This window comes from Geodermatophilus sp. SYSU D00708, assembly GCF_054050115.1.
Map to the genome: position 1 here is coordinate 72,703 of NZ_JBJGYS010000019.1, position 22,625 is coordinate 95,327.

Sequence of the window (22,625 nt, forward strand, 5' to 3'; positions counted from 1 at the left end):
CGCATGATGCGCGCGTGACCGCCGACGGGACGCCGGTCGGGGAACTGTCCGGGGCAGCCGCTCCGGCGGTGCGGCACGCGCGGGTCCCGGCGGTGCGGGCCCGGCGTCCGGTGTGGCCGGCCGGGAGCGGCTCCCGCCGCCCGTCGGGGCGCGAGCGCGACGTCCCGAGGGTGGTGTCGCGGTCGGTGTGGGCGTACGGCGCGGCGTTCGCCGGTGCGGTCGCCCTGCTGGTGCTGTGGAGCGGGCGGCCCGGCGGGCTGCCGGCCCTGGACCGGGGGGTGCACGACCTGCTCGCGCCTGCTGGCGCGCCGCCGGCCTGGGCCGCCGACCTCGGCCGGGTGGGCGTGCTGCTCGGCTACCCGGTGCTGTGGGTGCCCGTCGTCGCGGTCCTCGTGTGGACGGCGCGCTGGCGGCACCTGCTGGTCTACGCCGGGAGCATCAGCGCGGTCGCGGCGGCCGCGCAGCTGGCCACCGGCGAGTCCGACCTGCACCGGCTGCTCCGCGAGGGGGTCACCGGCTCGCCGGGGGAGCTGAGCCTCACCGCGTGGCCGGTGATCGTGCTGTCCACCGTGGCCACCGCCGACCTGCTGGTGCTGACCCCGTCCGGCCGGCTGCGCCGCTGCGGCTGGGCGGTGGTGGTGCTCGTCGTCGGCGGGCTGGCGGCGGTGCGCGTGGCGCTGGGGGTCGACACGGCGTCCAACGCGGTGGTCGGCGCCGTGCTCGGGTGCGGCGCCGCCGGGCTGCTGTTCGGCCTGCTGGCACCCGAGGACCGCTTCCCGGTCACCCTGCGCCGGGCGGACAAGGCCCACCTGGAGCTCGACGACGACCGCAGCGCGCGGGTGCTGCAGGCCGTCCGGGACCAGCTCGGCATCGAGGTCGCCGCGATCGAGCCGTACCGGCTGGACGGCTCGGCGGGCTCCACGCCCTGCCGGCTGCGGCTGGTGGCCGGCCCTCCGGAGCACCTGTTCGGCAAGCTCTGCGCGACGCCCCACCTGCGCTCGGACCGCTGGTACAAGCTGGCCCGGGTGCTCCGGTACGGCCGGCTGGAGGACGAGGCGCCGTTCGCCACGGTGCGCCAGCTGGTCCAGCACGAGGACTACATGCTCCGGCTGATGCGCGACGGCGGCGTGCAGGTGCCCGAGCCGGTGGGCGTGGTCGAGGTGCAGCCCGGCCGGGAGTACCTGCTGGTGACCGAGCTCGTCCCGGACGCCGTGGAGGTCCTCGAGTCGGGGGTGCCCGACGCGGTGGTCGACGACGCCCTCCGCCAGGTCCGCCGGCTCTGGGCCGCCGGCGTGGCCCACCGGGACCTCAAGCCGTCGAACGTGCTCGTGCAGGGCGACCGGGTGGTCCTCGTCGACGTCTCGTTCGGCGAGCTGCGGCCGACGCGCTGGCGGCAGGCGGCCGACCTGGCCAACGTGCTGCTGACCCTCGCGCTGGTCGCGGGCGTGCCGCGGGTGCTCGAGCGCGCCCTGGCGTTCTTCGACCGCGACGAGCTGGCCGAGGCCTTCGCCGCCACGGGCTCGCTCACCGTGCCCACCCAGCTGGCCCGGCGGCTGGACGAGGCGGACGGCGACCTGCTCGAGGAGTTCCGCTCGCTGCTGCCGCCCGCCCCGCGCATCCGGGTGCAGCGCTGGAGTCCGCGCCGGGTGCTGCTGACGCTGGCCACCGCCGGGGGAGCGGTGCTGGCGGTGGTGCTGCTCGCGCTCAACCTCCGCGCCGGCGGGCTGCTCTGAGCTCGGGTCGCCTCACCCGGCGCGGTCGGCGGCCTCCCGCAGCCAGCCGGCGACCTCGTCGTCCACCTCGGCCGGGTCGCGCACCTCCAGGTGGTGCACCCAGTGGTCCCCCGTGGGGTGGACGACCTCCTTCCACCGCGGGGACCCGTCCTGCCGGCCGAGCGCGACGGTGAGCACGACCGCCGCCGGGGACGGGCGCAGGTACCGGTCCGGCCGCCACAGCCAGGCGAACCCGCGCCGGCGGCGGAAACCCACCTGGCTGGTGGTCACCCGCACCTCGGCCGCGCCGGCGGCGTCCACCGTCGCGGCGACCCGCTCGTACACCGCCAGGCCCAGCGGGGAGCCGGCGAAGAACTCCTCGGGCGTCCCGGTCCCCGCGGCCCGCTGCTTCGGCGTCACGTTCCGCGGTCCCGTCCCACTGCGGACCTCCGTCCCGGTGCGGTCCCCCTGCAGCGCAGACGATCGTCCCTCCGACCCACGCCGGACGCGGTCGGAAGGCGCTCGGCGGAGGGACTTCGGACCCGGCGGCCGCAGCTGACCGGGCGGGCACCCGCGGCGACCCCGGAGTCACCACGCGCCGCCCCCCGGGCGCAGCGGGGACCGTCCGGTTCCACGACGGCGCCGGGGGAGGCCACCATGCCCTCGCTCCCAGCCGGGTCCCCGGGGAGCGCGCTTTCCCGGCCCGAGGAGCCGACATGTCGATAGACGCAGCGACCACCCGCTTCCTGGACGCCTTCGGCGGTGAGGTGGTGCGCCCCGACGACGCGGGGTTCGCCGCGGCCCGCGCCGCCGCCGTCTGGAACGGCGACATCACCCGTCAGCCGGCACTGATCGCCCGGCCGCGGACGACCGAGGAGGTCGCCGTCGCCGTCACCGCCGCCCGGCAGAGCGAACTGGACCTCACCGTGCGCGGCGGCGGGCACGGGGTCGCGGGCAACGCCGTCGAGGACGGCGCGGTCATGATCGACCTGTCCCGGCTCGACGGGGTCCGCATCGACCCGGACGCCCGGCGGGCCACGGTGGGCGGGGGTGCGACGTGGGCACCGGTCGACGCCGCCACCGCGGTGCACGAGCTCGCGGTCGTCGGGGGCACCGTCAGCCACACCGGCGTCGCGGGGCTGACCCTCGGCGGCGGCATGGGGTGGCTGACCCGGCGGCAGGGGCTGTCCTGCGACAACCTGGTCCGAGCCACGCTGGTGACCGCCGACGGACGGGTGGTGACCGCGTCCGAGGAGCAGGACGCCGAGCTGTTCTGGGGCCTGCGCGGCGCGGGGACGAACTTCGGGATCGTCACCGAGTTCGAGTTCGCCCTCCACCCGGTCGACCCCATGGCGGACCTCGGCATGTTCTTCTGGGCGATCGAGGACGCCGGCGAGCCGCTGCGTGCTCTCCGCGGCTACTTCGAGCAGCTCCCCGCGGACATGGGCGCCCTGGTGGCCGGGCTGTCGGTGCCCCCGGCGCCGGGGATCCCGGAGCGGTACCACGGGCGGACGGCGCTGGCCGTGCTGGTCGCCGACTGGGGCAGCCCCGAGGCGCACGCGGCCGCGATCGCGCCGCTGCGCGACCTGCGCCCGCTGACCGAGCTGGTGACCCCGATCCCGTACACGGCCCTGCAGCAGCTCCTCGACGAGAGCACGGCCTGGGGCGTGCACGCCTACGAGAAGGGTCTCAACCTCGACGAGCTGCCCGACGAGGCGATCGACATCATGATCGACCGCGTGGGGCGCAAGACCTCCCCGCTGTCGTTCATGCCGGTCTTCCCGCTGGGCGGCCGGTACGCGGAGATCCCGGACGACGCCACCGCCTTCGGCGGCAACCGGTCGACGCGGTGGTCGCTGACCTTCGCGGCGCAGGGGCCGGACGCCGTGACCCTCACCGCCGAGCGGGAGTGGGCCCGCGACTCCTGGCAGGCGCTGCGGCCGTTCGCCCAGGGCGACGGGGCCTACGTCAACTTCCTCGGCGAGGTCAACGAGCAGCGGGTGCGGGCGACCTACGGGGAGGAGAAGTATCGCCGCCTGGCCGCGCTCAAGGCCGTGTGGGACCCCGACAACGTCTTCCGGCACAACGCCAACGTCCCCCCGACGGCCGGCGTCCCCGCGCCGCGTGAGCCGGCGGGACAGGACGTGACGACGCCGGCGACCTGACCGCGTTTGTGCTGCTGGTGCCCGGCCTACCAGGCTGAGGGGACCGCGACCGCCCGGAGGCACCATGACCAGCACAGGCACCGACACCACGGTGGACATCACGGCGACGCCGGAGTGGGCGGCGGTGGCCGAGCACCACCGCACGCTCGCCGGCCGCACCCTGCGCGACCTGTTCGCCGAGGACCCCGACCGCGGACGGCGGCTGGCCGCGCGCGCCGGTGACCTGTACCTGGACTGGTCCAAGCACCGGGTCACCGACGAGACGATGCGGCTGCTGGTCGCGGTCGCCGAGCGGGCGGGGCTGCGGGAGCGGATCGACGCGATGTTCCGCGGCGCGCACGTCAACCCGACCGAGGACCGCGCCGTCCTGCACGTGGCGCTGCGCGCGCCGGCCGACCGCGCCCTGGAGGTCGACGGGCAGGACGTGACCGGCGACGTGCACGCGGTGCTGGCGAGGATGCGGGCCTTCGCCGAGCGGGTCCGGTCGGGGGAGTGGGTCGGCGCCACCGGACGGCGCATCCGGGCCGTGGTCAACATCGGCATCGGCGGCTCCGACCTGGGCCCGGCCATGGCCTACACGGCGCTGCGGGCCTACAGCGACCGCGACCTGACCGCGCGGTTCGTCTCCAACATCGACCCGACCGACTTCGCCGAGGCCAGCCGCGACCTCGACCCGGCCGAGACGCTGTTCGTCGTCTGCTCCAAGACGTTCACCACGCTGGAGACGCTGACCAACGCCAAGGTGGCCCGCGACTGGCTGCTGGCCGGCCTCGGCGGCGACGAGTCCGCCGTCGCCAAGCACTTCGTCGCGGTGTCGACCAACACCGAGGCGGTGCGCGAGTTCGGCATCGACCCCGAGAACATGTTCGAGTTCTGGGACTGGGTGGGCGGCCGGTACTCCTACACCTCGGCGATCGGCCTGTCGCTCATGGTGGCGATCGGTCCGGAGGCCTACGACGAGATGCTCGCCGGGTTCGCCACCATCGACGAGCACTTCCGGACCGCCCCCTTCGAGCAGAACCTGCCGGTGCTCCAGGGGTTGCTCAACGTCTGGTACACGGACTTCTTCGGCGCCCAGACCCACGCCGTCCTGCCCTACAGCCAGTACCTGTCCCGGCTGCCGGCCTACCTGCAGCAGCTGACGATGGAGAGCAACGGCAAGTCGGTCCGCTGGGACGGGCAGCCGGTGACGACGTCGACCGGTGAGGTCTACTGGGGCGAGCCGGGCACCAACGGCCAGCACGCCTTCCACCAGCTCCTGCACCAGGGGACGGTCCTCGTGCCGGTGGACTTCATCGGCTTCGGCGAGCCCAACCACGACATCGGCGAGATGCACGACCTGCTCATGGCCAACCTGTTCGCCCAGTCCGCGGCGCTGGCGTTCGGGAAGACCGCCGAGGAGGTGGCCGCCGACGGGACGCCGGCGGCGCTGGTGCCGCACAAGGTCATGCCCGGCAACCGGCCGTCGAGCACGATCCTCGCGCCGAAGCTGACGCCGTCCACGCTCGGGCAGCTGGTCGCCCTCTACGAGCACACGGTGATGACCCAGGGCGTCGTCTGGCAGATCGACTCGTTCGACCAGTGGGGCGTGGAGCTGGGCAAGGTCATGGCCCGCGAGCTGGCACCGGCGCTGACCTCCGCGGAGGCCCCGGAGCTGGACCAGGACCCCTCGACCGTCGCCCTCGTCGCGCACTACCGGCAGCTGCGCGGCCGCCCCGCCTGAGCGTCGAGGGCAGAAATGGTGATTTCTGCCCCTCCGGCGGTTCAGCCCAGGTCGGCGGCGACCATCGGGACCAGGGTGAGGTGCGGGTTGTTCTGCTCGAGCACCCGCAGCGACCACTTGTCGGTGAACAGCGCCAGCAGCTGCCCGTCGGGGCGCTGCAGCACCTCGGCGTTGCGGTTGGCGGCGAGCTCTGCGGCCGACGCCGCGTCGGTGATCCGTGCCAGGGTGTAGGGCAGCGGCTCCAGGGAGATGCGGGCGCCGAACTCGTGCTCCATCCGGTGCGCGGCCACCTCGAACTGCATCGGCCCGACGACGGCGAACACGGGGGCGCCGTCCCCGCGCCGCTCGGAGACCAGCACCTGGACGACGCCCTCACCGGCCAGCGTCTCGATGCCCTTGCGGAACTGCTTGTAGCGGCTGGTGTCGGCGACCCGGGCGACCGCGAAGTGCTCAGGCGCGAACGTCGTCACCGGCGGGTAGGTGACCGGGCGCCCGGCGTGCAGCGTGTCGCCGACGCCGAGCGCCGCGGCGTTGACCAGGCCCACGACGTCGCCGGGGTAGGCGGTCTCGATGGTCTCCCGGTCGCGGCCGAAGACCTGCTGGGCGTACTTGGTGGCGAACGGCCGGCCGGTGCGCGCGTTGGTCACGACCATGCCCCGCTCGAAGACGCCGGAGCAGACCCGGATGTAGGCCAGCCGGTCCCGGTGCCCGGTGTCCATCCCGGCCTGCACCTTGAAGACGAAGGCGCTGAACGGGGCGTCCAGCGGGTACGGCTCGCCGGCGGCGTCGGGTCGGGCGGCGGGCGCCGGGGCCAGGTCGACGAGGGCGTCGAGCAGCTGGCCGACGCCGAAGTTGGAGACGGCGGAGGCGAAGAGCACCGGCGTGGTCGCCCCGGCCAGGAACAGCTCCTGGTCGTGCTCGGCGCCGGTCTCGGCGAGCAGGTCGGACTCCTCGACGGCCTGCTGCCAGGCGTCGCCCTCGCGCGCGGCCGCCGCCGCGGCGGGCAGCACCTCCTCGGGGGCGACGGTGGCGCCGCCCGCGGTGCGGGTGAAGTGCCGGTAGGTGCCGTCGCGCCGGTCGAGGACGCCGCGGAAGTCGCCGGCGATGCCCACCGGCCAGGTCAGCGGGGTGGGGGTGAGGCCGGTGCGCTCGGTGATCTCGTCCATCAGCGCGAGGGCGTCCATGCCGGGCCGGTCCCACTTGTTGACCACGGTGATCACCGGGATGCCGCGGTGCTTGCAGACGGCGAACAGCTTCATGGTCTGCGCCTCGAGGCCCTTGGCGGCGTCGACGAGCATCACCGCGGCGTCGACCGCGGTCAGCACCCGGTAGGTGTCCTCGGAGAAGTCGGCGTGACCGGGGGTGTCCAGCAGGTTCACCACGCAGTCGCGGTAGGCGAACTGGAGGGCCGCCGACGTGATGGAGATGCCGCGGTCGCGCTCCATGTCCATCCAGTCCGACACCGTGCCGCGCCGGCCGGCCTTGCCGTGCACCGCGCCCGCCGAGCCGATCACCCGGGCGTGCAGGGCCAGGGCCTCGGTGAGCGTCGACTTGCCGGCGTCGGGGTGGCTGATCACCGCGAACGTCCGCCGCCGGGCGGACTCCTCGACGATCGGGTCGGCCGCCGGACGTGCGCCGACGGTGGCCAGAGGGGACGTGCTCACGGAGGACTCCTGGGTACGCGCGCGGGGCGGGGCTGCCCTCGCCGGACCGCTGGTCCGCGGTGACCGCGCGCAGTTCCGGGGTGCCCCTCCCTCCGACGTTACGGCACGCCGGAGTGCCGGGGGTGCGCCGTGACCGGTCAGTCGTTCAGCGCAACTCCTCGACCAGCCCGACGATGACGCCGGCGGGGCCGCGGACGTAGCAGTACCGGTAGGCGTCCCCGTACTGCGCCACCTCGCCCACGAGCTCGGCGCCGTGGGCGCGCAGGCGGGCGAGGACGTCGTCGACGGCGTCGACGACGAACGTGAGGCGGGGGATGCCCGGGGTGTTCACCGGCGCCCTCGGCGCAGCGCCGGTGGCCGCCGGCGAGTGGAAGACCGACAGCTCGACCCGGCCGGAGCCGTCCGGCGTCCGCAGGAAGGCGAGGTCGGCTCGGACGCCGTCCAGCCCGACGAGCTGGTCCACCCATTCGCCCTCGACCGCTGTCTCGCCCTCCAGTTCCAGGCCCAGGGCGACGAAGAACGCGACGGCGGACGGGAGGTCCTCGACCACGACGCCGACGTGGTCCATCCGGTGGATCGTCATGCGCCGCAACGTAGGGGAGCGCGGACCCGACCGGCGTCGTCCGGTGGACCGACGCACCCCGCCGCGGGCGCGGCGGGGTGCGTCGCCCGTGGCTCAGCCGCGTCCGAGCTCGGCGAAGGTGTCGGCCACCCAGTCGGCGATGAACGTGCTCACGTAGGGCAGGTGGTCCAGCCCGATGTGCTCGGTCGCGCCCTCCTCGGGGGTGAACACCCGCAGCTCGCGCTTGGGCGAGTTGACCGACTGGTCGTACGAGCGGTGCGCGTACTCCAGCGGGATCTGCCGGTCGTTGGCGCCGTGGGCGACGAGGAAGGGCACGGTGATGTTCTCGACGACGCCGTCGAGGTGGACGTCGTCGGCGAACTCGACGAACTGCTGCAGGTCGTCGTGTCCCCACACCCACAGCACGTGCTCCCAGTAGTGGGGGACCGGCCGCTCGCCCTCGCGCTCCAGGCGCCGGCGCTGCACCGCGCCCCAGTTGTGGTTGGCGCCCCAGGCCACGCAGAGCGCGAACCGCTTCTCGAACGCGGCCGCGCGCGGGGCGTAGTAGCCGCCGAGGGACCAGCCGACGATGCCGATGCGCGTGGCGTCGACGTCGGGCCGCTGCTCCAGCCAGTCGACGGCCGCACCGGCCCAGGCCTCGGTGTCGATGCGGGCGGTCAGCCCCTGCAGCCGCAGCGCCTCGCCGGTGCCGGGCTGGTCGAGCATCAGGCAGGAGATGCCGCGGGCGGCGAGCTCGGCCCAGTGGTCGGAGGCGTACATGTGCTCCTTGGTGGAGTCCAGCCCGTTGACCAGCACCATCACCGGGGCGGGTCCGTCGTCCGTGGCCGGCGCGGCGCTGAAGTAGGCCGGCAGCGTCGTCCCCTCGTAGGGGATCTCGACGCGGGAGACGCGGGGGCTGTGCAGCTCGAAGGCCTTCTGCGCCAGCTCCAGCAGCCGCCGGTAGGTCGGGATCCGGTTCGGGTCGGAGTGCGCGAGCATCCGCTCGGCCTGGGCCAGGTAGTTGCTCGCCCGGAAGTAGAGCTGGCCGGCGGTGCGGGTGTGGCCGGCCTTCTCGGCCTCCTCGGCCTGGCCGACGAGCTGGTCGGTCAGCGCCGTCCAGGCCCGGAGGAAGTCCGGGGTGCCGGCGTCCTCCCCGGCGTTCGCGGCGTCCTTGATCGGCCGGCAGGCGCGGTCGACCTCGTCGATCAGCCCGCCGGAGTTCAGCGTCGCGACGACGCTGAGGTTCCAGGTGTAGGGGCCGGTGGGGAAGTACTCGAACACGGTGCGGTTCCTCTCGGGTGGTTCAGGAGGCGGCGCGGACGGCGTCGCTGATGCTCTTCACGCCGCCGTGGGCGGTCATCCCGCCGTCGACGGGGATCTCGGCACCGGTGACGAAGGAGGACTCGTCGCTGAGCAGGAAGGCCACCAGCGGGGCGACCTCGTCGACGGTGCCGGTGCGGCCGAGGGGCGTCTCGGCGACGTTGGCGGCGCGGAACGCCGGGGCCGCCGACGCGGTCATCGGCGTCTCGATGTAGCCGGGGTGCACGGTGTTGACCCGGATGCCGTGCGGGCCGAGCTCCAGGCACGCGGCCTTGGCCAGGCCGCGCAGCGCCCACTTCGACGCCGTGTACGCGACTGGGAAGTGGCCGGTCAGCGCGGCGACCGAGCCGACGGCGACGACCGACCCGCCGGCGGTCATCAGCGGGGTGAGCGCCTGGATGCCCAGCAGGGTGCCGGTGACGTTGACGTCGGCGACCCGCGCCAGGTCGGCCGGGTCGAGGTCGGCCAGCCGCGCCCGCCAGGTGACCCCGGCGTTGGCGACCAGCCCGTGGACCACGCCGTACCGGGCGCGCAGGTCGTCGGCGAGCGCGGCCCAGCCGCCGGCGTCCGTGACGTCGAGCTGCCGGTACTCGACCCCCGGCAGCTCTTCGGCCGGCTCGGGCTCCACGTCGCAGCCGACCACCGTGGCGCCCTCGGCCACGAGCAGCCGCGCCTCGGCGGCGCCCTGCCCCTGGCCGGCGCCCGTGACGACGACGACCTTGCCCCGCAGCCTCATGCCGGGCGCTTGCGGGTGCGCGGCCGCGGCCGGGCGGGGCGGACAGGGGGCAGCTCGAGGCCCTCGACGACGCGGTTGCGGATCGTGCCGATGCCCTCGACGGTCATCTCCACGACGTCGCCCGGTCGCAGCGGCGGAGGAGCGGCCTCGCCGCGGCGGCCCCACAGCTCGGCCAGGCACCCGCCGTTGCCGCAGGTGCCCGAGCCCAGCACGTCGCCGGCGCGGACCTCGGTGCCGCGCGAGGCGTAGGCGATGAGCTCCTCGAACGGCCAGCCCATGTTGGACAGCAGGTCCTGGCCGACCTCGGTGCCGTTGACCGACACCCGCAGGTCGAGGGCGAGGAAGCCCTCGTCGTCCCGGTAGGGCTCCAGCTCGTCGGCGGTGACCAGCCACGGGCCGAGGGTGGTGGCGGAGTCCTTGCCCTTGGCCGGGCCGAGCTTGACCGCCATCTCCCGGAACTGCAGGTCGCGGGCCGACCAGTCGTTGAGCACCGTGTAGCCGAAGACGTGGTCGCGGGCCTGCTCCGGCGTCAGCGACGCGCCGTCCCGGCCGACGACGACGGCCACCTCGAGTTCGAAGTCGAAGCGCTGGGAGCCGGGCGGGACGGCGACGTCGTCGAACGCGCCGACGAGCGCGTACGGGTTGGTGAAGTAGAAGGTCGGCGCCTGGTACCACTCCGGCGCGACCGTCTCACCGCTGGGCGCGACCATCCCCTCGACGTGCTCCTCGAACGCGACGAAGTCGCGCACCGTCGGTGCGGCCAGCGGCGGCAGCAGCCGGACGTCGTCGATCGGCACGGCCGGCCGCGCCAGGGCGAGCGCGCCGAGGTCGAGCGCGGCGGGGAGCCCCGCGCGGACGAGGTCGAGCACCGTCGTCCGCGCGGGGAGCTCGTGCAGCCCGGCGTCACTCACGACGCCGGCGCGGACCTGCCCGCCCGCCTCCCAGGTGGCGAACCGCATCAGACCGGCGGGGCCACGAACAGGCCCTTGTCCGGGTCGTTGAACGACTTCGCGGCGACGAACTCGTTCATGGCGTTGGCCGTGCCCCACTGGTCGGAGACCTCGGGCTGGGTGAAGTCGTAGACGTGCGGGTGCCAGGTGTCCTCGTCGAGGACCTCGAGCTCGGTCGTGTACTCGACGGTGTTGCCGTGCGGGTCGAGGAAGTAGCTGAAGGTGTTGTTGCCGGCCATGTGCCGGCCCGGGCCCCAGATCTTCTCGACGCCGGCGCGCAGCAGCCGGCCGGTGCCGCGCATGTACTCGTCGATGCCGCGCAGCTCGAAGCTGGCGTGGTGCAGCGACGGGTGGGGGCCGCGGGCGATCGCCATCGAGTGGTGCCAGGCGTTGGTGCGCAGGAACCACATCATGTTGCCCATCCGCGGGTGCATGAGGGTGTCCGACAGGGAGAAGCCCAGGTGCCTGTCGTAGAAGGCGACGGTGCCCTCCGGGTCGGCGGAGTTGACCACCACGTGCGACAGCCGCACCGGGATCGACTCGCCCGCCTCGACCGGGCGGTGCTGCCGCACGGCGACGTCCGAGCTGACCTCGATGGTGCGGCCCTCGTTGTCGAAGAACCGGAAGCCGTAGCCGCCACCGGGGGTCTGCAGGGTGCCGGGCTCGGCCACCAGCTGCACGCCGTCGGCGGCCAGCCGGCCGGCGAGGGCGTCGACGTCGGCGGCGTCCTTCGCGCCGAAGGAGATCAGGTCGATCCGCTTGTCGGCGGACTCCCGCAGCCGGACGACGTACTGCTCGGGGCTGCCCTCGGCGGCGAGGAAGGTGAGGCCGGAGTCGGTGTGCTCCTCCTTCAGGCCCCAGGTGTTGGTGAAGAACTCGCGCTGGACGGCGAGGTCGGGCACGGCGAGGTCGACGTGCCGCAGGTGGGTGATCAGGCGCTGGGGCATGGTGATGTCACTTTCTTCCGATCATGACGGCCCTCCCGCAGGGGCCCGGCGCGAGCTCGCGAGCGCTGGGGGGCAGGAGGGTCCCTTCTTCAGGCGGGCTGGCTGGTCAGCTGGGCGATGCGGCGCATCACGCCGGGGACGTCGCCCTGGACGTGGTCGAGCTGCCACTGGGCGACCTGGTTGGAGGCCTGGACGACGGTCCACGCCCGGTCGAACCGGCGGGCGGTGAAGGCGTCCCACAGGTCGTCGTCGACCGCGTCGCGGGTGAGCAGCAGGTCGGTGAGCGCGTAGGCGTCCTCGAGCGCCTGCGCACCGCCCTGGGCGATGGTGGGCGGGCAGGTGTGCGCGGCGTCGCCGATGAGCACGACGCGGCCGCGGTTCCACGGCGCCGGGAGGACGTGGGTCTCGAACCAGGTGTAGTTGACCCGGCTCGGGTCGGTCAGCGTCTCGCGGATCTCGTCCCACGGACCGTGGTAGGCCTGCGAGAGCTCCTTCATCGTGGCCAGCTGCTGCTCGGGCGTCAGGGGAGAGCGGTCCTGGGCGGGCTCGACGATGTACGCGTAGAGGCTGTCCTCGCCGGTGGGGCAGTAGCCGGCGATGAACGAGGGCCCGCCGTAGAACAGGTCGGTACGGGTGACGCTCGCCGGCCGGGGGCCGAAGACCCGCCAGATGCCCATGCCGACCGACTTCGTCTCGAGGTCGATGCCCAGCGCCCGGCGGGTCCAGGAGCGGACGCCGTCGGCACCGACGACCAGCTCGTAGCGGCCGGTCGAGCCGTCGGCGAAGGAGACGTCGACGCCGTCCGCGTCCTGGCGCAGCTCGGTGTGCGTCGTCCCGAACCGGACCTTGACGCCGACCGCGACCGCGCGGTCGACGAGGATCCGGGCCAGCTCCGGGCGCGACATGCCCATGGCGGCGGGCAGGTCCGGGCCGCCGGTCCTGGCGTCCGGGATCTCGGCGACCACCGTGCCGGCCGGGTCGGGAGCGCGGATGCCGGTGACGTCGAAGGCGTAGCCGGCGGCCTGCACCTGCTCCCAGACGCCGAGGGTGCGCAGCTCGCGCAGCGCGTTGCCCTGCAACGTGATGCCGGAGCCGAGGGCGGTGGTCTCGGGCTTGATCTCCACGAGGTCCACGGCGACGCCGGCCTCGGCGAGGCGGATGGCGGTGGCGGTGCCGGCCAGGCCGGCGCCGACCACGAGGACCGAGTTCACGGCGGGCACGGGCGTGCTCCTCACTTCACGGCGATCGGGTTGACCGGGGCGCCGACGGCGCCGGTCACGGGCAGGGGCGCGGCGGTGAGGAAGAAGTCCCACCGGCCGTCGGCGGCGCAGTCGGCCGCGAGCGCGTCGAGGTCCCACATCTCGCCGATGAACAGGCCCATGTTCGGGATGGCGACCTGGTGCAGCGGCTGGAAGGCGACGTCGAACTCGTTGGGGCGGACCTCGAAGCCCCAGGTGTCGGTGGCGACGCCGGCGATCTCGGTGCCGTGCAGCCAGTCGGCGGTGGTGAAGCTCAGGCCGGGGGAGGCGCCGCCGGCGTAGTCGCCCCAGCCGCGGCCCTCGGCGATGTCGCGGCGGGCGCGCGCGAGCCGGCCGGTGCGCACCAGCAGGAGGTCGCCGCGGCCGACCCGGGCGCTCTCACCCTGGGCGGCGATCGTCGCCTCGAGGTGGTCGGCGGTGATGGCGAAGCCGTCGGGCAGCTCGCCGTCGGTGCCGAGGGCGCGACCGACGTCGAGCAGGACCCCGCGGCCGGCGATCAGCGAGGCGACGGTCTCGATGCCGGTGACGGCGTCGCCCTCGCTGGTGACGACGTCGCCGGCGCGGCGGCCGTTGTAGGCCATGCCGTGGTCGAAGATGTGGCCGAGGCCGTCCCACTGGGTGGAGGCCTGCAGCGGCATGAAGATGACGTCGTCGGCCCCGCCGATCCCGTGCGGGAAGCCCTGGTTGCCGCGTTCGGCGTCCACGCCGGTGTCGGTCATGGTGTGCACCGGGTTGGTGCGCCGCCGCCAGCCCTTCTGCGGGCCGTCCGTGTCGAAGCGCTGCGCCAGCGAGAAGCTGACGCCGCGACGGACCAGCCGGGCACCCTCGACCCGCTTGGCCTCGTCGAGGAAGTTCAGCGTGCCGAGGACGTCGTCGGCGCCCCAGCGGCCCCAGTTGGAGCAGCGCTTGGCGGCGGCGGCGATGGCGCCCTCGGGGTCGGCGGGGTCCAGCGGCGGGACGTCGGTGGTGGTGCGGGTCACGCCGTCCACGGTCGCGGGCGACCGGGGTATCAGGGAAGACCGAAAGGGTGATGCCGGTCATCGATGCCATCTATAGGCTGCGCGACCGTGAACCTGGCCAACCTCGACCTCAACCTGCTCGTGTCGCTGGACGCGCTGCTCGGCCAGCGCAGCGTCACGCGGGCGGCACAGCAGCTGGGGCTCAGCCAGCCCGCGCTGTCGGCGTCCCTGGCCCGGTTGCGTCGGCACTTCGGCGACGAGCTGCTGTCGCGGGTGGGCAACAGCTACCGGCTGACGCCCCTGGCCGCGCAGCTCAGGCCGCGGGTGCGGCTGGCCCTGGACGGCGTGGAGCGGGTGTTCACCGCGCAGCCGGACTTCGACCCGGCTGAGTCCACCCGTGAGTTCTCGGTGCTGATCAGCGACTACAGCTGCGCCGTCCTGGGCGACACGCTGGCCCAGCTGCTGGAGGAGGAGGCGCCGGGGGCCCGGCTGCGGCTGGCGCACAACACCCCGGACGCGGTCGACCAGGCCCACCAGACGTTGCTCAACACCGACCTGATGGTGCTGCCGCGCGGCTTCCTCTCGGACCTGCCGTACGCCGACCTGCACCGCGACCGGTGGGTGCTCGTCGTCTCCTCCGACAACGCCGAGGTGGGGGAGTCGCTCACCGTCGAGCAGTTGCAGACGATGCCGTGGGTGGCCACGTACCACGGGCCGACGGCGTCCACCCCGGCCGCGCGGCAGATGCGGATGCTGGGCATCGAGCCGAGGGTCCAGGTGGTGACCGAGAGCTTCCTGACCGTGCCGGGGCTCGTGGCCGGCAGCGGCCGGATCGCGCTGCTGCAGGAGCGACTCGTCCGGTTGCTGCCGCTGGACGCCGGCATCCGGGCGCTGGCGCCGCCGTTCGAGGTGGGGCCGCTGCTGGAGGCGATGTGGTGGCACCCGCTGTACGACGGCGACCCGGAGCACACGTTCTTCCGCGACCTGGTGCTGCGGGCGGCGCACCAGGCGACCGACCCGGTCGGGTGAGGCATCAGCCTCGCTGATAGGGCGCATCAGGACTTCGCCGTTCCCTGATGCACGTCGGCATCCGCACACTCCTCCGCCAGTGATGCCGGTCACCGGGCCGGCACCCCGCCCTCCCGGAGGAGCCCCGTGTCGGAACGTGTCCTCAACTCGCCCGCGCCCAGCGCGGAGGCGCTGGCCGGCGAGGTCGCCGTCGACCCCGCCACGGGGCGACCGGCCGGCCGGCCGCAGGCGCTGGTCCTGCTGCTGTCCAGCTGCCTCGGCGTTCTGGGGTCGGTGCTGCTGGCCCCCGTGCTGCCCCGCATCCAGGACGCCTTCGCCGGCACGCCGGGCGTGGAGGCCCTGACCCCGATCGTGCTCACCGCGCCGGCGCTGGTCATCGGCCTGACCGCGATGGTGGCCGGCCGGATCGTGGACCGGGTGGGCCGCAAGCGCCTGCTGGTCGGCGCCCTGGTCGTCTACGCGATCGCCGGCACCGCGCCGCTGTGGCTGGACTCGCTGCAGCTGATCGTGGCCAGCCGCGTGCTCGTCGGGCTGACCGAGGCGGCGATCATGACCTGCTGCACCACGCTGCTCGGGGACTACTTCCACGGCTCGCAGCGGGAGCGCTACTTCGGCCTGCAGGTCGTGTTCACCACCGTCGCGGCCACCGTCTTCTTCGGTCTCGGCGGCGCCCTGGGCGCCCAGGACTGGCGGACGCCGTTCTGGCTGTACGCGGTCAGCCTGCCCCTGGCGGTGCTCGCCGCGAAGTACGTGTGGCAGCCGACGCCGGTCGCGCGGACCGAGAAGCTGCCGCCGATGCCGTGGCGGCAGCTGGCCGGCCCGGTCGGCGTCACCCTCTTCGGTGGCCTGGTCTTCTACGTCCTCATCGTCGAGCTGTCGTTCGTCCTGGACGGCATCGGTGTGGAGTCCACCGGGACCATCGGCGCGGTCAGCGCCATCGCCTCGCTCGGCACGGCGGTCGGCGGGTTCCTGTTCGCCCGGGCCGCCCGCCTCGGCCCCGCCGTCACCGTGCCGGCGGCCTTCGCCCTCTCCGGGGTCGGGCTCCTCGGGCTCGGGCTCGCGAGCTCGGTGCCGATGGTGGTGGTGTTCGCCGTGGTCACCGGGTTCGGCAACGGGCTGCTGCTGCCCGCGATGCTCAGCTGGGCGCTCGGGTCGCTGACCTTCGAGCAGCGCGGCCGCGGCACCGGCGTCTGGACCTCGGCGATGTTCATCGGCCAGTTCGTCTGCCCGCTCGTGGTGCTCGGCCTCAGCGGTGCGATCGGCGGGCTGGGGTCGGCGCTCGTGGTCATCGGCGCCCTCGCCGTGGTCGCTGCGGTGGGTGTGCGGCTGGCCCGGCCGTCCGCGGCGGCCGACCCGGCGCTCGCCCACTGACGCTTCCCGCGCTCGCTTCTCCCGGCCGGCGGCAGTCGGCATCCTCACCCAGGAGCCGACTGCCGCCGGCCGGGGGAGCACTGTCACCCCACCCGGCGCGCGGCTCAGCCGGCGACGGGCACCAGTTGGTAGTCCCCCACATCGAGCTCGGCGGTGCGCCGGCGGTAGTCCTCGACGCTGCCGGACCAGTTGTTGGTGATGCGCCCGTCCGGCGTCTTGTACCAGCTGTTGCACCTACCGGCGAAGGAGCTGTTCCGGAGCTCGTCCTGCAGTTGTGCGTTGTAGTGCTCCAGGACCTCTGGGCGCAGGTCGAGCGCGGCTCCCTTCTGCTTGCCGACCTCGAGTGCCTTGAGCACGTAGTCGAACTGACACTCGAGCATCGCGATGATCGAGTTGTGGCCGAGGTTGGTGTTGGGGCCGTAGAGGATGAAGAGGTTCGGGAAGCCGGACACGGTCATCCCTAGGTAGGCCTCCGGAGCCTCACGCCAGGCGTCCCGCAGCGAGACGCCCTCCCCGCGGCGCGGCGGCCAGCTCTTGGGGGAGCGGCCGATGATCTCGACGTGGCCGATGAACGACAGCGTCTCGAAGCCGGTCGCGTAGATGATCACGTCCATCTCGTGCAGCCGGCCGTCCTCCGTCCGCACTCCGCGGGACTCAATGCGCTCGATGCGGTCGGTGACCAGCTCGACGTCGTCCCGCATGAAGGTCGGGTAGAAGGTGTCGGCGATGATGATCCGCTTGCACCCGATGGGGTAGTCGGGCCAGAGCTTCTCGCGCAGTTGGGGATCCGGGACCTGTGTCTCGAGGTGCTCCCGGGCGACCCGCGTGAACTCCTGGGCGACCGGGTTGTCCTCCAGCTTCATCGCTCCGATCCACCCCTCGTGTTCCCAGTAGAAGCCGTCGCGGCTCTCCTGGAGCTTCGCCGGTTCCCCCAGGAACATCCGCCGCTCCTCCTCGGTGTAGGGGCGGTCGAGCCGGGGGACGACGTAGTTCGGGGTGCGCTGGAACACCGTCAGGTGCGCGGCGACCTGGGCGACCTCGGGGATGAACTGCACCGCGCTGGCGCCGTTGCCGATGCTCGCGACGCGCTTGCCGGTCAGGTCGACGTCGTGCCGCCACCGCGCCGAGTGCCAGGAGTCACCGTCGAAGTGCTCCCGCCCCTCGATGCCCTTGAAGCTGGGTCGGTTGAGCTGGCCCCACGCCGCGATGAAGGCCCGGGACCGGACCTGCTCGCCGCTGAGGGTGGTGATCAGCCAGTGCCCGGCGTCCTCCAGCCACACCGCCTCGGTCACCTCAGCGTTCAGCCGGATGTGGTGGTTGAGGCCACGCCGGGCCACCAGCCGCTCGATGTTGGCCTGGATCTCCGGCTGGAACGCATAGACGCGGCTCCAGTCCGGCTGCTCGTCGAAGGAGAACCAGTACAGGTGGGACTGCACGTCGCAGCTGGCGCCGGGGTAGCTGTTGTCCCGCCAGGTGCCGCCGACCCGGTCCTCCTTCTCCAGGATGACGAAGGACTCCTCGCCGGCCATCTTCAGCTTCATGCCCATCCCCAGCCCCGCCAGGCCGGCTCCCAGGATGGCGACCTCGTAGACCTCCGTGTCCACGGCTCTCCCCCTCGTTCGGTTGTCAGTGCTTGATCGGGTGCTCGGCGAGGAAGTCGCTCACGAGGAAGACGAGGTCCTCCGGTCGCTCGAGGTGCAGGCAGTGGCTGGAGCCGGGACCACGCACCAGTTCGTAGCGGGCACCCGGGATCCGGTCGGCGACCGCCTTGGACTGCCGCGGTGGGGTCAACAGGTCTTCCTCGCCGACGACCACCAGGGTGGGCGCACTGATCCCGCCGAGCCGGTCGAGCGTGTCGTGCGCCAGGTCGGCGTCCCACTGCTCCGTCGTCACCTGCATCTGGGCCTCGTTCTGCGGGAAGAAGGGCGCCAGCGGCTCCAGGAGCTGCAGGAAGTCGGGGTGGTCGAGGAGACGGGGCGAGAAGGCCAGCCCGGCGATCGCGAGTGCAGCCTCCATGTCACGGATCGCGTACGGCAACCGCAGCGCGGTGAAGACGCTCCGCTGGAAGCCGTCGCAGCGTCCCCAGGTGGCGTACAGGACGGTCGAGGCGATCTGCTGTGGGTGCGCCAGTGCCAGCTCCTGGGCGGCGGCCGATCCCAGGGACCAGCCCAGGACGTGCGCTCGAGGGATCTCCAGCGCCTCCAGCAACGCGGCGGCGTCCTCGGCCATCGACGCCGAGGTGATCGGTCCCTCCCCGCGATCGCTGCCTCCCAGCCCCCGGTTGTCGAAGGCGATGACCCGGTGCCGCTCGGCCAGCCGTGGCACCTTCTCCGCCCACAGGCCGATCGATCCCGAGGTCCCCATGATGAGCAGGACCGGGTCGCCCTCCCCGGTGACCTCATAGTTCAGCCTGACGCCGGTTCGGACGGCCTGCTGTGGCATGACGCTCCTCGGGTCGACCGCCCCGGCCCGACAGCGACACCGGGGTTGTGACGACGATCACAGGCGATAGCTGAGTCTTGCACGGCGCCTCGGTGCGCCACGACGGCCCGGGCCGCGTCCCAGAACGGCCCCCGAGAGACGCGAACAGCCCGTCCGGACGGCGTCCGGACGGGCTGTTGGCGTCTCTCGGGTCAGGCGGCGCGCTGCACCGGCTGGGCGGTCGGCGCCGGCGCGGTCCAGCGCATCTCCATGTGCCGGCGGCCGGAGCCGTCCACCACGAAGACCCAACGACACTGCGGGCAATCAGTACGCATCTCAGCCACCTCTCGTTCACCTGTTGTTCACCTTCCCCTCTCCAACGGCACGAACCGGTCCGGATCCGCCGAACCGTTACCGATCCGTTATCGACTACGTCGTCGTGTCCGCGCCGGCTGGCATGTTGCGCCGGGGCGCGAGCGAGGCCAGGTTGCGTACGCGGCGGGGACGCAGGTGCTCGAGGGCCACCGCGACCGCAACGACCTCGCCGGCACCGCGGAGATCCTGCGCAACCGGCCCGGCCACGTCCGGGCGGTCATGGACGAGGTCGGCGGGCACCACGCGCTCACTGCCGGGGGCGGCGTCGTCGGCCACTCACTCGGCGGCTACACCGCGCTCGCCGTGGCGGGCGGGCGACCCAGGGCGTTCCCGCACGAGACCCCCGACCGGCAGCCGGCCCCTGCCGCGGTCGAACCCGACGACCGGGTGCGCGCTCTCGTCCTGCTCAACCCGGCCGCCCCCTGAGTCGGCACGCCCGGCGCGCTCGCCGACGTCCGCCTCCCGGGGCGACGGCGTCGCGCTCGCGGGTCCGCCCTGGAGGACCACCATGGACCTCGGGCCGTCACCCCAGCGCAGGAACGGCACGCCGTTGGCGAACGCGCCGCGGTCGGTCTGCTTGGTCCCCGGGACGGCGGGCATGTCGCCACCCCGACCGCCCCCCCCCCCCGTGCTGCAGTGCCGAAGGGAGAGGCGCACCGGGCGGGACGTCACGCGACCGGCTCCGGGCGGGCTACAGCCAGCCCAGCACGGAGGCTCCGAGGCCGACCTGCAGCACGGCCCCCGGCACCACCCCGGCCGCGGTGCCCAGGGCGTGCGGCCACCACCGCACGCTGGACAGCCCCGCCGCGTAGCTGACCACCCAGAACGGCACCGGGCTCATGCGCGCGGCGAGCACGGCGAGGAAGCCGCGGTCCCGGAACAGCCGGTCGGCGCGCGCCAGCCGCCGTCCGGCGAGCCGGGCGACGGCGTCCCGGCCCAGGGAGCGCGCCACCGCGAACCCGCCCATGCCGCCGAGCCACCCGGCGGCGACCGCCACCGCCAGCCCGGCCGGGAAGCCGGCCGCGGCGCCGAGCAGCACCGACAGCGCCGTCCGCGGCACCGGCGTCATCAGCGCGCCGGCGCAGGCCAGGACGACGGCGGTCCACCCGGCCGGGCCCGCGTCGTGCAGCCAGCTGCGCAGCGCCGGGACCCCGGGCCGCTCGACGGTCAGCGCCAGGACGACGGCCCCCGCCAGCACCAGCCCCAGGACGACGAGCCGGCGCCACCCCCTGGCAGGCTCGCCGCCGTGCGCATCGAGCCGGTCGACCCCGCCGCCGACGAGGGCCTCGCCCGCGAGCTGCTCGCCGTCCAGGCCGCCGCCTACGCGGTCGAGGCCGGGCTGATCGGCGACGACCGGATCCCGCCGCTGCGGGAGGACCTCGCCGGCCTCCGCGGCGCCGGACTCAGCTGGCTGGCCGCGCTCGGCGCCGACGGCCGGCCGGCCGGCGCGATCGCCTGGACCGAGGACCGCGCACTCGTCGACGTGGAGCGGCTGGTCGTGCGCCCCGCCGCCGCCCGGCAGGGGATCGGGACGGCGCTGGTGGAGGCGGTCCTCGGCCGGGCCGGCGGGCGTCCCGTCATCGTCGCCACCGGCCGGGCCAACACCCCCGCCCGGGCGCTCTACGAGCGGCTCGGCTTCACCCCGACCGGGGACCGGGAGGTCGCGCCCGGGCTCTGGGTCACCACCTACCGGCATGCCGGGTGAGGCTCACGCGTCGACGACGATCGGGATGATCATCGGCCGGCGCCGGTAGGTCTTGTCCGCCCAGCCGGAGACCGCGCGGGCGATCAGCTGCTCCAGCTGCACCGCGCCGCCGACGCCCTCCTCGGCCGCCTTGGCCAGCGCCTTCTCGATCACCGGGATGGCCGTCTCGAACGTCGCCTCGTCGTGCACGAAGCCGCGGGCGAGGAAGTCCGGCTCCTCGGCCAGCCGGCCGGTGTCGGCGTCCACGATCGCCACCACGGTGATCACGCCCTCCTGGGCCAGGGTGCGGCGGTCGCGCAGGTGCGCCTCGGTGGCCTCGCCGACCGTCGTCCCGTCGACGTAGACGTTGCCCGCGGGGACCTTGCCGGTGATCCGCACCTTGTTGTCGACCAGGTCCACCACCACGCCGTCCTCGGCGAGGACGACGCCGCGCGGGTGGACCCCGGTCTTGACAGCGATGTCGCCGTTGGCCCGCAGGTGCCGCCACTCGCCGTGCACCGGCATCACGTTGCGCGGCCGGACGACGTTGTAGCAGTAGGCGAGCTCGCCGGCGCTGGCGTGGCCGGAGACGTGCACCTTGGCGTTGCCCTTGTGGACGACGTTCGCGCCCCACCGGGTGAGCTCGTTGATCACCCGGTAGACGGCGTTCTCGTTGCCCGGGATGAGCGAGCTGGCCAGCAGCACGGTGTCGCCCTCGGTGATGCGGATGACGTGGTCGCGGTTGGCCATCCGCGACAGCGCCGCCATCGGCTCGCCCTGTGACCCGGTGCAGATCAGGCACACCTGGTCGGCGGGCAGCTTCTCCAGCTCCCTCATGTCCACGAGCAGCCCGGGGGGCACCGTCAGGTAGCCCAGGTCGCGGGCGATGCCCATGTTGCGGACCATCGAGCGGCCCACGAACGCCACCTTGCGGCCGTGCGCGTGCGCGACGTCGAGGATCTGCTGGATGCGGTGCACGTGGCTGGCGAAGCTGGACACGATGACCCGCTTGGGCGCGGTCCGGAACACCGTCTCGATCGCCGGCACCAGCTCGCCCTCGGACGTCGTGAACCCGGGGACCTCGGCGTTGGTCGAGTCGGTGAGGAACAGCGACACCCCCTCCTCGCCGAGCCGGGCGAACGCGCGCAGGTCGGTGATCCGCCGGTCGAGGGGGAACTGGTCCATCTTGAAGTCGCCGGTGTGCAGCACCATCCCGGCGGGGGTGCGGATCGCCACGGCGAGTGCGTCGGGGATCGAGTGGTTCACCGCGACGAACTCGCAGTCGAACGGGCCGAAGGACAACCGGTCCCCCTCGCCGACCTGGCGGGTCACCGGCCGGATCCGGTGCTCCTTGAGCTTGGCGTCGACGAAGGCCAGCGTGAGCCTCGAGCCCACCAGCGGGATGTCGCGCCGCTCGCGCAGCAGGTAGGGCACCCCGCCGATGTGGTCCTCGTGGCCGTGGGTGAGCACGATCGCCTCGACGTCGTCCATGCGGTCCCGGATCGAGGTGAAGTCCGGGAGGATCACGTCGACCCCCGGCTGGTGCTCCTCGGGGAACAGCACGCCGCAGTCGACGACGAGCAGCCGGCCGGCGTGCTCGAAGACGGTCATGTTGCGGCCGATCTCGCCCAGGCCGCCGAGGGCCACCACCCGCAGGCCGCCGTCCGGCAACGGCGGGGGAGTGCGGAGGTCCGGGTGCGCGTGGCTCATGCCTCAACGCTACGGCGGTCCCCCGGCGGACCCCTGCA

The 22,625-nt window shown here is 73.7% G+C and carries 21 protein-coding genes; 7 read left to right on the forward strand and 14 right to left on the reverse strand.

What is annotated here, in order from left to right; all coding sequences use genetic code 11:
* Positions 1–14: 14 nt before the first annotated feature.
* Positions 15–1,733 carry an RIO1 family regulatory kinase/ATPase domain-containing protein gene (locus ACI79D_RS16625; protein WP_456919551.1) on the forward strand — a complete coding sequence of 573 codons (1,719 nt, stop codon included), beginning with the start codon at positions 15–17 and terminating at the stop codon, positions 1,731–1,733.
* 12 nt (positions 1,734–1,745) lie between these two features.
* Here the strand turns inward: ACI79D_RS16625 and ACI79D_RS16630 are convergent, their stop codons facing one another.
* Positions 1,746–2,132: a DUF5655 domain-containing protein gene (locus tag ACI79D_RS16630; protein WP_456919552.1), complete on the reverse strand. Its 387-nt coding sequence runs from the start codon at positions 2,130–2,132 to the stop codon at positions 1,746–1,748.
* 296 nt (positions 2,133–2,428) lie between these two features.
* Here ACI79D_RS16630 and ACI79D_RS16635 point away from each other — a divergent pair, with 296 nt between their 5' ends.
* Entirely contained in the window at positions 2,429–3,877 is a 1,449-nt protein-coding gene (locus ACI79D_RS16635) for an FAD-binding oxidoreductase (RefSeq protein WP_456919553.1), read from the forward strand.
* Positions 3,878–3,941: 64 nt separating this feature from the next.
* Positions 3,942–5,600 (forward strand): glucose-6-phosphate isomerase, encoded by a 1,659-nt coding sequence (gene pgi, locus ACI79D_RS16640; protein ID WP_456919554.1) that lies wholly within the window; start codon positions 3,942–3,944, stop codon positions 5,598–5,600.
* A 41-nt stretch (positions 5,601–5,641) separates the two neighbouring features.
* Here pgi and ACI79D_RS16645 read toward each other — a convergent pair whose 3' ends face one another.
* The 8 genes from ACI79D_RS16645 to ACI79D_RS16680 all read right to left on the reverse strand — a co-directional run bounded on the left by ACI79D_RS16645 (position 5,642) and on the right by ACI79D_RS16680 (position 14,018).
* Positions 5,642–7,264, reverse strand: coding sequence for a peptide chain release factor 3 (locus tag ACI79D_RS16645; RefSeq protein ID WP_456919555.1), 1,623 nt, complete (start codon positions 7,262–7,264; stop codon positions 5,642–5,644).
* Positions 7,265–7,409: 145 nt separating this feature from the next.
* On the reverse strand, positions 7,410–7,847 hold the full coding sequence (locus ACI79D_RS16650) for a VOC family protein (RefSeq protein WP_456919556.1): 438 nt from the start codon (positions 7,845–7,847) through the stop codon (positions 7,410–7,412).
* Positions 7,848–7,940: 93 nt separating this feature from the next.
* On the reverse strand, positions 7,941–9,107 hold the full coding sequence (locus tag ACI79D_RS16655) for an alpha/beta hydrolase family protein (protein ID WP_456919557.1): 1,167 nt from the start codon (positions 9,105–9,107) through the stop codon (positions 7,941–7,943).
* Between the two features lie 22 nt (positions 9,108–9,129).
* On the reverse strand, positions 9,130–9,882 hold the full coding sequence (locus ACI79D_RS16660; protein WP_456919558.1) for an SDR family NAD(P)-dependent oxidoreductase: 753 nt from the start codon (positions 9,880–9,882) through the stop codon (positions 9,130–9,132).
* Positions 9,879–10,841 (reverse strand): fumarylacetoacetate hydrolase family protein, encoded by a 963-nt coding sequence (locus tag ACI79D_RS16665; protein WP_456919559.1) that lies wholly within the window; start codon positions 10,839–10,841, stop codon positions 9,879–9,881. Before ACI79D_RS16665 ends, ACI79D_RS16660 begins: the two co-directional genes overlap by 4 nt.
* Positions 10,841–11,779: a VOC family protein gene (locus tag ACI79D_RS16670; protein WP_456919560.1), complete on the reverse strand. Its 939-nt coding sequence runs from the start codon at positions 11,777–11,779 to the stop codon at positions 10,841–10,843. Before ACI79D_RS16670 ends, ACI79D_RS16665 begins: the two co-directional genes overlap by 1 nt.
* A gap of 89 nt (positions 11,780–11,868) precedes the next feature.
* Positions 11,869–12,999, reverse strand: a complete 1,131-nt coding sequence (locus ACI79D_RS16675) for an FAD-dependent oxidoreductase (RefSeq protein ID WP_456919561.1) — start codon at positions 12,997–12,999, stop codon at positions 11,869–11,871.
* A gap of 11 nt (positions 13,000–13,010) precedes the next feature.
* On the reverse strand, positions 13,011–14,018 hold the full coding sequence (locus ACI79D_RS16680) for a cyclase family protein (protein WP_456919562.1): 1,008 nt from the start codon (positions 14,016–14,018) through the stop codon (positions 13,011–13,013).
* 87 nt (positions 14,019–14,105) lie between these two features.
* On the opposite strand from ACI79D_RS16680, the gene ACI79D_RS16685 reads away from it, so the two are divergent.
* Both ACI79D_RS16685 and ACI79D_RS16690 read left to right on the forward strand, forming a co-directional pair.
* Positions 14,106–15,026, forward strand: coding sequence for a LysR family transcriptional regulator (locus ACI79D_RS16685; RefSeq protein ID WP_456919563.1), 921 nt, complete (start codon positions 14,106–14,108; stop codon positions 15,024–15,026).
* A gap of 126 nt (positions 15,027–15,152) precedes the next feature.
* The gene (locus ACI79D_RS16690; RefSeq protein WP_456919564.1) at positions 15,153–16,397 is read left to right on the forward strand and encodes an MFS transporter; all 1,245 of its coding nucleotides are present in this window, start codon (positions 15,153–15,155) and stop codon (positions 16,395–16,397) included.
* A gap of 104 nt (positions 16,398–16,501) precedes the next feature.
* Here the strand turns inward: ACI79D_RS16690 and ACI79D_RS16695 are convergent, their stop codons facing one another.
* The 3 genes from ACI79D_RS16695 to ACI79D_RS16705 all read right to left on the reverse strand — a co-directional run bounded on the left by ACI79D_RS16695 (position 16,502) and on the right by ACI79D_RS16705 (position 19,153).
* Positions 16,502–18,001 carry a flavin-containing monooxygenase gene (locus ACI79D_RS16695; RefSeq protein WP_456919565.1) on the reverse strand — a complete coding sequence of 500 codons (1,500 nt, stop codon included), beginning with the start codon at positions 17,999–18,001 and terminating at the stop codon, positions 16,502–16,504.
* A 22-nt stretch (positions 18,002–18,023) separates the two neighbouring features.
* Positions 18,024–18,839, reverse strand: coding sequence for an alpha/beta fold hydrolase (locus ACI79D_RS16700; protein WP_456919566.1), 816 nt, complete (start codon positions 18,837–18,839; stop codon positions 18,024–18,026).
* 191 nt (positions 18,840–19,030) lie between these two features.
* On the reverse strand, positions 19,031–19,153 hold the full coding sequence (locus tag ACI79D_RS16705; protein ID WP_456919567.1) for a hypothetical protein: 123 nt from the start codon (positions 19,151–19,153) through the stop codon (positions 19,031–19,033).
* Between the two features lie 175 nt (positions 19,154–19,328).
* On the opposite strand from ACI79D_RS16705, the gene ACI79D_RS16710 reads away from it, so the two are divergent.
* The gene (locus ACI79D_RS16710; RefSeq protein WP_456919568.1) at positions 19,329–19,619 is read left to right on the forward strand and encodes a hypothetical protein; all 291 of its coding nucleotides are present in this window, start codon (positions 19,329–19,331) and stop codon (positions 19,617–19,619) included.
* A gap of 265 nt (positions 19,620–19,884) precedes the next feature.
* Here ACI79D_RS16710 and ACI79D_RS16715 read toward each other — a convergent pair whose 3' ends face one another.
* Positions 19,885–20,391 (reverse strand): TVP38/TMEM64 family protein, encoded by a 507-nt coding sequence (locus ACI79D_RS16715; protein ID WP_456919569.1) that lies wholly within the window; start codon positions 20,389–20,391, stop codon positions 19,885–19,887.
* Positions 20,392–20,439: 48 nt separating this feature from the next.
* Between ACI79D_RS16715 and ACI79D_RS16720 the strand changes: the two genes are divergently transcribed.
* The gene (locus ACI79D_RS16720; RefSeq protein ID WP_456919570.1) at positions 20,440–20,898 is read left to right on the forward strand and encodes a GNAT family N-acetyltransferase; all 459 of its coding nucleotides are present in this window, start codon (positions 20,440–20,442) and stop codon (positions 20,896–20,898) included.
* Positions 20,899–20,901: 3 nt separating this feature from the next.
* On the opposite strand, the gene ACI79D_RS16725 is transcribed toward ACI79D_RS16720, so the two are convergent.
* Complete coding sequence (locus ACI79D_RS16725; RefSeq protein WP_456919571.1) at positions 20,902–22,587, reverse strand: ribonuclease J; 1,686 nt, start codon at positions 22,585–22,587, stop codon at positions 20,902–20,904.
* Positions 22,588–22,625 lie beyond the last annotated feature (38 nt).

Coding starts and splice junctions, on each gene's coding strand:
- ACI79D_RS16670 (WP_456919560.1), bottom strand. CDS start 11,779: ATGCCCCAGCGCCTGATCACCCACCTGCGGCACGTCGACCTCGCCGTG.
- pgi (WP_456919554.1), top strand. CDS start 3,942: ATGACCAGCACAGGCACCGACACCACGGTGGACATCACGGCGACGCCG.
- ACI79D_RS16665 (WP_456919559.1), bottom strand. CDS start 10,841: ATGCGGTTCGCCACCTGGGAGGCGGGCGGGCAGGTCCGCGCCGGCGTC.
- ACI79D_RS16635 (WP_456919553.1), top strand. CDS start 2,429: ATGTCGATAGACGCAGCGACCACCCGCTTCCTGGACGCCTTCGGCGGT.
- ACI79D_RS16700 (WP_456919566.1), bottom strand. CDS start 18,839: ATGCCACAGCAGGCCGTCCGAACCGGCGTCAGGCTGAACTATGAGGTC.
- ACI79D_RS16660 (WP_456919558.1), bottom strand. CDS start 9,882: ATGAGGCTGCGGGGCAAGGTCGTCGTCGTCACGGGCGCCGGCCAGGGG.
- ACI79D_RS16650 (WP_456919556.1), bottom strand. CDS start 7,847: ATGACGATCCACCGGATGGACCACGTCGGCGTCGTGGTCGAGGACCTC.
- ACI79D_RS16725 (WP_456919571.1), bottom strand. CDS start 22,587: ATGAGCCACGCGCACCCGGACCTCCGCACTCCCCCGCCGTTGCCGGAC.
- ACI79D_RS16705 (WP_456919567.1), bottom strand. CDS start 19,153: ATGCGTACTGATTGCCCGCAGTGTCGTTGGGTCTTCGTGGTGGACGGC.